Annotated in this window: 10 protein-coding genes and 1 pseudogene; 8 read left to right on the top strand and 3 right to left on the bottom strand. The window is 66.9% G+C overall.

Going from position 1 to position 10396, the window contains the following annotated elements:
- A partial coding sequence (locus tag AB1578_07950) for a ribonuclease J (protein MEW6487831.1) occupies positions 1-1406 on the bottom strand: 1406 nt, incomplete at its 3' end.
- A 51-nt stretch (positions 1407-1457) separates the two neighbouring features.
- Complete coding sequence (locus AB1578_07945) at positions 1458-2171, bottom strand: lysophospholipid acyltransferase family protein (protein MEW6487830.1); 714 nt, start codon at positions 2169-2171, stop codon at positions 1458-1460.
- A 179-nt stretch (positions 2172-2350) separates the two neighbouring features.
- Between AB1578_07945 and rplM the strand changes: the two genes are divergently transcribed.
- Together rplM and rpsI are read left to right on the top strand one after the other, a co-directional pair.
- A complete protein-coding gene (gene rplM, locus AB1578_07940; GenBank protein MEW6487829.1) occupies positions 2351-2785 on the top strand; it encodes a 50S ribosomal protein L13 in 435 nt (144 codons plus the stop codon).
- Between the two features lie 12 nt (positions 2786-2797).
- Complete coding sequence (rpsI, locus tag AB1578_07935) at positions 2798-3190, top strand: 30S ribosomal protein S9 (GenBank protein ID MEW6487828.1); 393 nt, start codon at positions 2798-2800, stop codon at positions 3188-3190.
- Between the two features lie 101 nt (positions 3191-3291).
- On the opposite strand, the pseudogene AB1578_07930 reads toward rpsI, so the two are convergent.
- Positions 3292-3483 (bottom strand): annotated as a pseudogene (locus AB1578_07930) (SRPBCC domain-containing protein).
- Between the two features lie 421 nt (positions 3484-3904).
- Here AB1578_07930 and AB1578_07925 point away from each other — a divergent pair.
- The 6 genes from AB1578_07925 to AB1578_07900 all read left to right on the top strand — a co-directional run bounded on the left by AB1578_07925 (position 3905) and on the right by AB1578_07900 (position 10390).
- Positions 3905-4837 carry a glycosyltransferase gene (locus tag AB1578_07925; protein MEW6487827.1) on the top strand — a complete coding sequence of 311 codons (933 nt, stop codon included), beginning with the start codon at positions 3905-3907 and terminating at the stop codon, positions 4835-4837.
- Positions 4834-5868, top strand: coding sequence for a glycosyltransferase (locus tag AB1578_07920; protein ID MEW6487826.1), 1035 nt, complete (start codon positions 4834-4836; stop codon positions 5866-5868). Before AB1578_07925 ends, AB1578_07920 begins: the two co-directional genes overlap by 4 nt.
- 5 nt (positions 5869-5873) lie before the next feature.
- On the top strand, positions 5874-6677 hold the full coding sequence (locus AB1578_07915) for a class I SAM-dependent methyltransferase (protein MEW6487825.1): 804 nt from the start codon (positions 5874-5876) through the stop codon (positions 6675-6677).
- Between the two features lie 4 nt (positions 6678-6681).
- On the top strand, positions 6682-7806 hold the full coding sequence (locus AB1578_07910) for a radical SAM protein (GenBank protein ID MEW6487824.1): 1125 nt from the start codon (positions 6682-6684) through the stop codon (positions 7804-7806).
- A 7-nt stretch (positions 7807-7813) separates the two neighbouring features.
- On the top strand, positions 7814-8914 hold the full coding sequence (locus AB1578_07905) for a radical SAM protein (protein ID MEW6487823.1): 1101 nt from the start codon (positions 7814-7816) through the stop codon (positions 8912-8914).
- Between the two features lie 381 nt (positions 8915-9295).
- On the top strand, positions 9296-10390 hold the full coding sequence (locus AB1578_07900) for a hypothetical protein (GenBank protein MEW6487822.1): 1095 nt from the start codon (positions 9296-9298) through the stop codon (positions 10388-10390).
- Positions 10391-10396 lie beyond the last annotated feature (6 nt).

The following is a 10396-nucleotide window of genomic DNA, read 5'->3' as shown; positions in this document are numbered from 1 at the left end:
ACGCCCGAGGCGCCCAGGCGCCGCCGGTCGGCCAGGAGGGCCGCCCCCTCGGCGGCCACCGTGCCGGCGTCCACCACCACCCGGCCCACCGGCACCCTCGGCCCGGGGTGCACGTGCCCCCCCTCCCGGAGCAGGGTCTGGCCGTTTCCCCCCCGGAAGACCCGCTCGGCGCCGAGGCCCCCGTCCGACGCCAGGCGCGCCAGGGCGTCCCGGTGCCGCGCCTCCCCGTGCACCGGGAGGAGGTGCCGCGGGCGCACGAGCCGGAGCATCCGCTCCAGGTCGTCCCGGGCCGGGTGGCCCGAGACGTGCACTCCCGAGCTCTCGGTGTCGTGCACCTGCGCCCCCTGGCGCAGGCACCGGTCCACCAGGCGCCGGATCGGCACCTCGTTGCCCGGGATGCGGCGCGCGCACAGAATGACCGCGTCCCCCGGCGAGAGCCGGTGGCGCGGCTCCAGACCGTGCGCGACCCGCCACAGGGCGCTGCCGGGCTCCGCCTGGCTCCCCCCGAGCACCACCGTCAGGGCCCCCCGGGGGAGCGACGAAGCCCGGAGCTCGGGCACCACGTCTCCGGGGGCGAGGCGCAGATGGCCCAGGCGCCGGGCGAGCCGCGCGCACTGGACCACGGACCGCCCCAGAAAGACCACCCGCCGCCCCGCCTCCCGGCTCACCTCCATCGCCTGCTGGATGCGGTGGACGTTGGTGGCGAAGAGGCTCACGTAGGCGCGCCCCCCGACCCGGGGAAGGAGCCGGCGCAGGGCGTCCCCCACCCGCTTCTCCGGCGGGGTCTCCCCGGGCACCAGGGCGTTGGTGCTGTCGCAGCACAGCAGGTCGACGCCGCTCTGCGCCCAGGCCGCCAGGCCCGCCTCGTCGGTGCGGCGGCCGTCCACTGGGCTGGGGTCGAAGGTGAAGTCCCCCGTGTGGACGATGCGCCCCCCGGGGGTCTCCAGGGCCAGGGCGCAGGCGCCCGGCACCGAGTGGGTGACCTGGAGGAAACGAGCTCGAAAGGCCCCGGTCTCTACCTGGTCTCCCGCCGCCACCGGCTGCAAGTGCCTGCGGGTCGCGGGCGCCGCCTCGGCGAGCCGGGCCTCCAGGAGCCCCAGGGCCATGGGGGTTCCGTACACCGGCGCCGGGAGCTCCGCCAGGAGATGCCCCAGGGCCCCTACGTGGTCCTCGTGGCCGTGGGTCAGGAGCACCGCCCGCAGCTTCTCGCGCCGTTCCCGCAGGAACGCGAAGTCGGGGATCAGGTAGTCGATGCCGGGGCAGTCCGGCGGGGGGAAGAGCAGGCCGCAGTCGATGAGGACGAGGTCGCGCTCCGCCTCCAGGGCCAGCGCGTTGAGGCCCACCTCCTCGAGGCCCCCGAGGGGGATCACCCGGGTCCAGGCGGGCCCGGCCGGGGCCTCACCCACGGCCACCCCCCCGAGGAAGCTCCGAGGGGTGCGGCGCCGTCCCCACGGGGGTCACGGGCCCGCCAGGGCCCGAGCCATGACGTCGCGCAGCTCGGCGGCCCGTCGGCGGCGCTCGTCGCCGTCGGCGGCGGTCGTGTAGCACACGGGCGGCAGAAAGCGCACCGTCACCCGTCCGGGCCGGGCCGCCAGACTTCCTTTCGGCCACAGGGCAGCGGTACCCTGCACGACTACCGGCACCACCGGCGCGCCGCTCTCCTCGGCCAGGTGCAGGAACCCCAGCTTGAAGGGGAGCAGGCGGCCATCTCGGCTTCGGGTGCCCTCGGGGAAGAGGATGACCGGGAAGCCCTTTCGGACCTCCACGGCGGCAGCTCCCAGAGAGGCCCGGGCCGCCTCTGCGTCGCCCCGATCCACGGGAAGGTAGCCCACTGCCCGGATGGCCTGGCCGAAGATGGGGATCGAGAAGAGCTCGCGCTTGGCGAGCCACAGCACCTCCCGGGGCAGCACGAGGCTCAGGACCGGGATGTCCAGGTTCGACTGGTGGTTGGCCACGAAAATCGGCGCCACCCCCGGGGGCAGGAGCTCCCGCCCTTGCACTTCCACCGTGACCCCGGCCGTGCCCAGGACCACCCGGGACCAGAGCGAGGCCAAGTGGCGCACCCAGCGCCGGCGCCGGTCGGCGTACCCCCCGACCATGGCGGCGGCCCCCACCCCCACGGTCACGGCGACGAGCACGATCAGGAACAAGAGAGCGCGGACGCCGTGCATGGCTCCTCCGGGTTGCGAGACGCACCCTTATAGGGTTTTCCCTTGCGCGGCGTCAACGTTCGGGCTATAAACGCGCTCCCCTTACCGAGGTGGGGCCCGTTGGGCCTTGACAGGGGCGGGCGGCCTGCGTAGCATTCCGCCTTTCGCGATTTTCCCCCAGACCTGGGAGGCTGGCCGTCATGAAGAGCTTCATGGCCACCGCGCAGACGGTTGAGAAGGAATGGTTCGTGGTGGATGCCCAGGGCGCGACCCTCGGGCGCCTGGCGACCCAGGTGGCGTCGATCCTGCGGGGCAAGCACAAGCCCACCTACACCCCCCACGCCGACGCGGGGGACTTCGTCGTGATCGTGAACGCCGACAAGGTGCACCTGACCGGGCGCAAGATGGACCAGAAGATGTACTACTGGTACTCGGGGTACCCGGGGGGCATCAAGGGGCGCACCGCTCGCCAGATGCTCGACCGCAAGCCCGAGGAAGTGCTGCGCCGAGCGGTGAAGGGCATGCTGCCCAAGAACAACCTCGGTCGCCAGATGATGACCAAGCTCAAGATCTACGCGAACTCCGAGCACCCGCACCAGGCCCAGCAGCCCAAGCCGCTGGCTGCCCAGCAGTAGAGAGGACCCCCCATGGCCCAGAGCATCCAGAGCCACGGCAAGAGAAAGACCGCCATCGCCCGCGTGACCGTCGTCCCCGGCGACGGCAAGGTCGAGGTCAACGACGGCAAGACCCTCGAGACCTATTTTCCTCGAGAGGCCCACCAGCGCGCGGCCCTGAGCCCCCTGGTCCTCACCGAACGGGCCGGAACCTATGACGTGAAGGTGCGCGTGCGCGGCGGCGGCATCACCGGCCAGGCCGAGGCCGTGCGCCACGGCATCGCCCGGGCCCTGGTGGCCCTGGAAGAGGACCTGCGCCCGGTTTTGAAGAAGGCCGGCTTCCTCACCCGGGACCCCCGGATCGTGGAGAGCAAGAAGTACGGCCACCACAAGGCCCGCAAGAGCCCCCAGTTCTCCAAGCGCTGAGCCGGGCACGCGCAGCACCTGCGAGAGGGCCGCCCCCCAAGGGCGGCCCTCTTTGCGTGTACGCTGCAGACCGCTTCTTGGAACGAAGGCGAGCGGGTCCGTCACGTCTCGTCCGGAATCTCCGCCTCGACCAGCTTCGCGAGAAGGGCCAGCGACTCCTGCCAGCCCAGATGGCAGCCCTCCGCAGGAATGACGTCCGGAACACCTTCCTGGGTGATGTGCAGCTCCGTCCCGCAGGACACCTGCTCAAGCGCGACCGTCACCTGCATCGTCCCGGGAAGATTCGGGTCGTCGACCGGGGGCGTGTCCAGACGACCCAGACCTCAGGCACAGAAATCCGGCACAGAAATCCGGATTGACCGGCCCGGCCGGCCCGTGCTACCAACCCTGCGGCCGGGGTGGGAGCCGGAGGTGCCCGGCCCCCGAGAAGACTCGGACTTCCTCCGAATGGGTCCCTGGACGGTGGCGCCCTCTTGGCCCGTCCCGTCGCAGAGACGCGCGCACCACGGGCGGCACGCGAGGAACAAAATGGGCTGGGCAGACAGCTTCCCAAAGAGCGTGCCACCGAGGAACGACAGCGCCGAGCCCGAAGGAGGCGAGGCCGAAACCGTCGGTCCCGACGCTCGAATGTTTCCCTTCCTCCCGCAAGAGCGAGCCTCCGCCGACGGTTCCCTCGGAGCGCACCCGCCGGTGCGCGATGCGGGAGGCAGACCCATGCCGGTCCTATCCGTGGTTGTCGCCGCCTACAATGCCGTGGCGACGATCGGCGACACCCTTGCATCACTGGAGAGGCAATCAGCACGGGAGTTTTGCGAGATCATCGTCGTGGACAGTTCCGAGGACGGCACGGGAGCTTTCGTCAAACAGCACTTCCCCGACGTCCGTCTGCTGGAGTTCCCGACCCGCATGTTCTGCGGGGACGCTCGAAATGAGGGAATCCGCGCCGCCCGCGGGCAAATCATCGTGCTCACGGATGCGGATTGCTCCATGGGGCCTACCTGGCTGGAAGACGTGCTTCGATCCCACGAGGGGGCGCATCCGGTCGTTGGGGGGGCGATCGCCTGTGGCAATCCGGAGAGCTATGTCGGGTGGGGGGCCTACTTTACGGAGTTCAGCGCTTGGCAACCGTCCGGGCGTTCCCGCCTCGTGGCCGACATGGCCTGCGCGAATATCAGCTATCGGCGGTGGATCTTCGACGCCTACGGAAAGTTCATCGAAGGGACCTACTGTTCGGACACGGAATTCCATTGGCGTCTTGCCCGAGGGGGGATCGCCATTCGATTTGACCCGGCGATCATAGTTTTTCACCGCAACTTGCAACATTTGGGAAGATTTCTGCGCCACGAGTTCTTTCACGGCATGAGCTTCGCACGTATGCGTTGCATGGCCAGGGCGATTTCGATCAGGAGAAGGATGGGCTACTTCTTCCTGTGCCCATTGATCTTTCTGAAACTTCTCTTGAAAAACGCGGGCCACGGCCTATTCGCCGGGTCCTACCGGGCTTCGTATCTCAAGGCGCTACCCGTGACCGTGCTGGGCATCCTCTCGTGGACCGCGGGCGAAGCGACAGGCTATTTCCGGGGACCCCGGCCCGATGCCTGCGGGTATCCCCAAGGCGCTGTCCCCGGCGTCGACCTCATCCCATGAGCAAACCCGATCCGATGCGCGATGACATGGAGACCGGGGTCGTGGGCGGAGGGACGGCCCCTGCGAGGCCCCCGGCCCGGTTAAAACAGACCCGGCGGGCATTTCCGGGAGGCGGATCTTCGCCGGAGCAGGAGCTTCCCTTCTTCTCCATCGTCATCCCTACCTACATGCGTCCGCAGTCTTTGGCCCAGTGTCTGCAGGCGATCGCCGACGCCGACTACCCGAAGGACCGGATGGAAGTCATCGTGGTTGACGACGGTGGTGCGCCGGTGCCCGATTCGGTCACGCCGTCCTTCGCCGGCCCACTGCCCGTCCGGCACGTGCGACAGGGCCATGCAGGACCCGCTGCCGCGCGCAACCGCGGCGCGAAGCTGGCCCAGGGCGATTATCTGGCCTTCGTGGACGATGACTGTCGCGTCTCGGCAACCTGGCTGCGGGTCATGGCGGGCGTCTTCCGCGAACACCCCGACTGCGCGGCAACGGGGCACACGGAGAATCTTCTGACAGGCAATCCCTTCTCGCAGGCCAGCCAGGATCTCATCGGGTTTCTCTATGCCCGCCACAACACCACCCCCGATCGGGCGCGTTTCCTGACCTCCAACAATCTGGTGATCTCCTCCAGGCTGTTTCACCGGGTCGGCGGCTTCGATACGTGCTTCCCCCATGCCGCGGGAGAGGACCGCGATTTCTGCGACCGCCTTCTGAGCGCTGGGCACCGACTGGTGTATGTGCCCGAGGCGGTCGTGTTTCACGCCCACCACTTGTCCATGCGCTCGTTTCTGCGGCAGCATTTTTGCTACGGCAGGGGCGCTTTCCGCTTCCACCTCCTGCGATCCCGCCGCCGCCGGGAACGTATCCGCCTTGAGCCGTTTCGTTTCTACTGCGCTCTGATGGGCCACGCCTTCAAGGTTTGCCGTGGCTCGAAGGCGCTATCGTTGCTCTTCTTGCTGGGACTGACGCAGATCGCGACCGGGCTTGGCTTCGCTCGTCAGCGCTTCCAGGCGCCGTGCGCGCAGCGGTCGGATCCCTGAACACCATGGACGAGAATCCCGCCTCCCCGGTGGCCCCGGCACGAGTCGCCCAGGAGGATCAGTATCGCTTCCCCTACCATTATCTGCCCGTGTTCTCCGACGGACAGTTTCGCCAGCACGAATACTGGTCGTGGGGCTACCGCTACCTGGGCCGGCTGCGGGTGACGCTGGACTTGCTTCAGGGCCTGTCCTTCGGATCGCTCGTCGACCTCGGTTGTGGCGACGGGCGCTTCTTGGCGGAGGTGAACGCTCGGTTCCCCGGGAAAGAACTCGTGGGCATCGACTCTTCGGCGAAGGCCATCTCACTGGCCCGACGCATGAATCCAGGCGTCCGCTACGAGTGCATGGACATCTTGGAGGAATTGCCGGATGCGAAGTGCGATGTAGTGACTCTTCTGGAGGTCATCGAACATATCCCCGTTCGTTCGCTCTCCCGTTTTCTGTCGGCTGCCGTAGACCTGTTGCGGCCAGGCGGCCACTTGATTCTCAGCGTTCCCCATGTAAACGCGAAGATTCCAGAAAAGCACTTCAGGCACTTCGATGCCAAAGCGCTGCGTGGAGTCCTTCCATCTTGTCTTACAGTTATCAAGATGTTTCCGTTCGACTATGGCAGCTTGTTTCTCGGTGCGATCGTGAAGCTCATGGGTGGGGCAGGTCGTTACTACATTGTGACGCACCCAGGGTTGGCAAATTTTGTATTTCGGTACTACATGGACCGTTGTCTATACGGGGAAGGGGAGGGTGGGTGCAGAAGATTGGCCTGTATCGCGCAAAAGGAAATGGTGAAAGATCGAACCTCGGGGAGGTAAACCGATGGCGGCTCCATGGACATATCGACTGGGTTTGTTTCGCGGATTGTTGTCCGGGCAGAGGGCCTACGTCGGGCCGCTCTACGTTCACATTGATGTCACGCACCGCTGCAATCTCAGATGTCGGTGCTGCAGATGGCATTCGCCACTGGTCGACTCAAGGCGCGACAAGAGCATTGGCGAAGACATCTGCCCGAATTTGTTCAGCCGGCTGTGCGAGGACCTTCACGCAATGGGAACGCGGCTCATGTTCTTCGTCGGCACCGGAGAACCACTCCTGCATCCTCGTGCGTTCGACCTGATCGAGACAGCCAAGCGCAATGGATTCGAGCTGGTCATGTACACGAACGGGACCTCGCTTACCGAGGGGACGATCCGGACGCTGATGGATCTTCGCCTGGATGTGCTGAGGGTGAGTCTGTGGAGTGGCACCGAGGAGGGTTTTGCGGATCAGGTGGGCAGGGAAGCCGCCCCGCGTTTCGGAGACATCGTCGAGGGAATGAAGCGTCTGACCCGGCTCAAGCGGGAACGCGGGGCCCGCTTTCCCTTGCTGGAGCTGTGCCAGTCCGTGACGCAACACAACACGCAGGACGTGGAGCGCGTCGTCCCCCTGGCGCAAGCCTGCGGCTGCGATCGTCTGTGCTTCTCTCCACTGGTGGATTTCGGAGAGGACGCGTTTCGCCGGTTTCAACCTTCCGCCCAGGATTGCGAGGTCCTCCAAGAGGACCTCGCAGGGATAATTCCTCGCCTTGCTGCGCTCTCCATCGAGAGCAACATCGACACCATGTTGCTCCACTACCGGACGGGGGGCCGGCTGTGGCAACACACGCCCTGCTACCCCGCGTGGTTCTTCAGCTACATCCGGTCGGACGGAAAGGTGTTTCTCTGCCAACGCAACGGCAAGACCACGCCCGCGCTGGGGGACCTTCGGGAGTGTGGATTTCCCGCGATCTGGAACAGCGCCCACTACCTGAACGCACGCAGGATGGCCAGCCGGTGCGGGGGGCCGGCCACCGACGGTCAGTACTTCTGTCCCTTTTGCTCCCACAGCATGAACACGCACAAGGTGCACCGCCGGTTTGGTCCGCTGCGACCGGCGCTGAATCTGCTGCGTGGGGTTTCCAACTGAGGAGAGCATGCCGAGGCGCCTCGACCATTTGGTCGTCAAGCCAACGCTGGCCTGCACCGCGGCGTGCCCGACCTGCGCTTCCCGCCGCCGCCTGCACCGCGATCTCAGGGGAGGTCCCACCCTGTCCTTCATGGATTGGGAGAACGTGCTTTCGGACGCCGTGGCGCTGGGAGTGTGGCACCTGACGATCAGCGGCGGCGAACCGACGATCTATCCCCGACTGACAGAGCTGATTCGCGCCGGCAAACGCCACGGGCTGCGGGTCAGGATGAACTCGAACGGTAGCTTCGATGGAGATGCGATTGCCGCGGATCTGCTGGGTGCCGGGTTGGACGTGCTCGACATCTCCCTCTACAGCCACGTTGCGTCCCGGCACGATGCCATGCGAGGCAGCAAGGGGTTGTGGGAAAAGGCCACCCGAAACATCGAGCTCTTCGCGCGACTGCAGCAGGGCGGGAACCGGGGCTTTACGCTGATCACGCAGACGATCCTAACCCGCGAAAACTATCGCGACTTCGGAGATCTTCTGGAGCTCAACCTACGCGCGGGTTCCAGCGGTTGGCTGGTGTCCTACCTGGAGGGGGATTTCGACGGACTGCATGGCCTCTCTCCCCGCCAGGTCCTGGAATTCAGGGAAGACATCCTTCCTCGGGCCCTCGATCGATGCCGAGGGCTGGAGTGGGACATCCGGTCCCTGGCGATCGCTTCGCTGCGCCGGGTCTTCTCGCCAAGAGACCTCAGCTACGAGCAGTGGGCTGCGGGTTGGTACCGCGCCGACAACCGGCCCTGCCGCATTCCCCGTCGGCAGGCGCTGATCCTTGCCAGTGGGGATGTCCACCCGTGCAACGTGGTCGAGTACACGCACGCAAACGTTGTCGGAAACGTGCGCAGCCAGCCGCTAGGCGACATCTGGCGGGGGACGAAGTGGAATGATTTCAGGAACGGCCCTTGCGAGGACTGTAGGCGATGCCCCATGGGTCGGCATGTATTCGTGCCTTTGCGCTGCCGGAATACGTGGACGGCGATACTCAAGACAGGACTGAGGACCTTTCGCATGGACTCCCTCGAGGAACGCTGGCTCGCATATCGCATTCGCCGCCAGCGGTAAATGGCCGCAGGGGATGTCCATGATTCGGGGACGCGAGGGGGACGGGGACACGCCCAGGGCGCACCGAGCGGCCGAGCACTCAAGTTGTTTGGGTGGTTTGCCGTAGAGCATCCCGAAGTCGGCGGACGTCGAGGCCAGGACTGGCTTCGACGGAAGCGGTGCTCTGCGGGAAGGACACCCCACGTATCCCAGCATTCCTCGATCGTTTCCGCCGAGACGGCTGCGCTGTCCGGTCCGCTGTCGCTTGCGCCCGCGGGTCGCGCCCTTTGACGTGAGGGCACGCCCGCCGCCGCGGTGCCCTCGCCGGAAATCGACCATTTGTCTCTTGGGAATCCCTGGAACACCTGCACGAGGCGACCCCTGTCGCCGAGGAGGAATCCGATGAAGCACTCGTCCAAACGATGGATGGCGGTCTTACTCGCCCTGCTTGTCTCGCCCCTGGTCCTCGGGGCCTGTGGAGGCGGGGGAGGGGGAAGCTCGGGGTCGGACGATCAAGGAGGCGACGTTTCGGACGCCGTCGCCGCGCTCGTGGTCCTCGACGCCGCCGCCTTGAACGGGCAGATGGACGTCGTGGAGTTCGTGGAGGCCCTGGATCAGTGGGCAACTGCTGTGGACGCGGTGCCCGGGGGACCGCAGAGTCTGGCCGACTACCTGGACGGCGAGGTGGCGGGGGGCAGCTTCTCCTCCAGCGCCCGGGTGCCGGCCCCCAAGACGCTCCAGCAGGCGTTCGCCGACCTCAAGCAGACCACGGCCTACCAGACGGTCGAGGCCTTCGTCACGACGGTCGCGAGCAGCCTGCTCCTGCCCGATCCCGTGGGCATGCTCCTCGAACTGGGCCAGCCGGAGGTCTTCGTCTCCCTCGCCTCGGTGAAGGCCCGGGCGAACATCTACGAGGCCCTGGTCAACAACGAGATCGATCCCGTCACGGCAGCTTCCCTGGCCGACCGGGTCCGCAGGAACCCCTTCGACGCCCACAAGGGGCTCTTGGAGGCGAAGAGCGAAACCGTGCCGGAGTGGGTCGAGACCGTGGGGGGCGTGTGTCTTCGCGACTGCCCGCCGGTGGGCGGTACGGGGATGTACTCCGGTCCCTTCTCGGGGACGATGACCGAGACCGGGCTGGGCTGCGTCTGGGAGCACTCCCTCTCGGGCATCGTGGACGTGACCGTGACGGGGAGCGGAACCCTCGCCGACCCCTACGAGGGCGCCTTCGACGTGAGCGGCACCATCGCGACGGTGCTCGTCTCGGGGACGGAGTGCGACCCGGGTGGGGGGGCGCCGATCGAGGACTTCTTCGGCTCCGTCTCGGGGACCTCCGGAAAGGTCGAGGCCGAAGGCGACGGCTTCATCGGCACCGCGCCCTTCGTCGCGACCCTCACCAACGGCACCGTCTCGGGATCGACGCTGACCGCGACCTTCTTCCTGGACCTGGGGATGGACAACGCAATCTCGAGCCCCGTCAGCCTGGCCAGGCAGTAGGAGCCC

Source organism: Thermodesulfobacteriota bacterium (assembly GCA_040756475.1).
Classification (GTDB): domain Bacteria; phylum Desulfobacterota; class Deferrisomatia; order Deferrisomatales; family JACRMM01; genus JBFLZB01.
Note: the sequence above shows the minus strand (reverse complement) of the source record. Positions and strands in the feature narration are given on the sequence as shown.

Bases quoted from the DNA above. Each gene is read 5' to 3' on its own strand.
- AB1578_07945 (MEW6487830.1), bottom strand. From the start codon at position 2,171: ATGCACGGCGTCCGCGCTCTCTTGTTCCTGATCGTGCTCGTCGCCGTG.
- rplM (MEW6487829.1), top strand. From the start codon at position 2,351: ATGAAGAGCTTCATGGCCACCGCGCAGACGGTTGAGAAGGAATGGTTC.
- rpsI (MEW6487828.1), top strand. From the start codon at position 2,798: ATGGCCCAGAGCATCCAGAGCCACGGCAAGAGAAAGACCGCCATCGCC.
- AB1578_07925 (MEW6487827.1), top strand. From the start codon at position 3,905: ATGCCGGTCCTATCCGTGGTTGTCGCCGCCTACAATGCCGTGGCGACG.
- AB1578_07920 (MEW6487826.1), top strand. From the start codon at position 4,834: ATGAGCAAACCCGATCCGATGCGCGATGACATGGAGACCGGGGTCGTG.
- AB1578_07915 (MEW6487825.1), top strand. From the start codon at position 5,874: ATGGACGAGAATCCCGCCTCCCCGGTGGCCCCGGCACGAGTCGCCCAG.
- AB1578_07910 (MEW6487824.1), top strand. From the start codon at position 6,682: ATGGCGGCTCCATGGACATATCGACTGGGTTTGTTTCGCGGATTGTTG.
- AB1578_07905 (MEW6487823.1), top strand. From the start codon at position 7,814: ATGCCGAGGCGCCTCGACCATTTGGTCGTCAAGCCAACGCTGGCCTGC.
- AB1578_07900 (MEW6487822.1), top strand. From the start codon at position 9,296: ATGAAGCACTCGTCCAAACGATGGATGGCGGTCTTACTCGCCCTGCTT.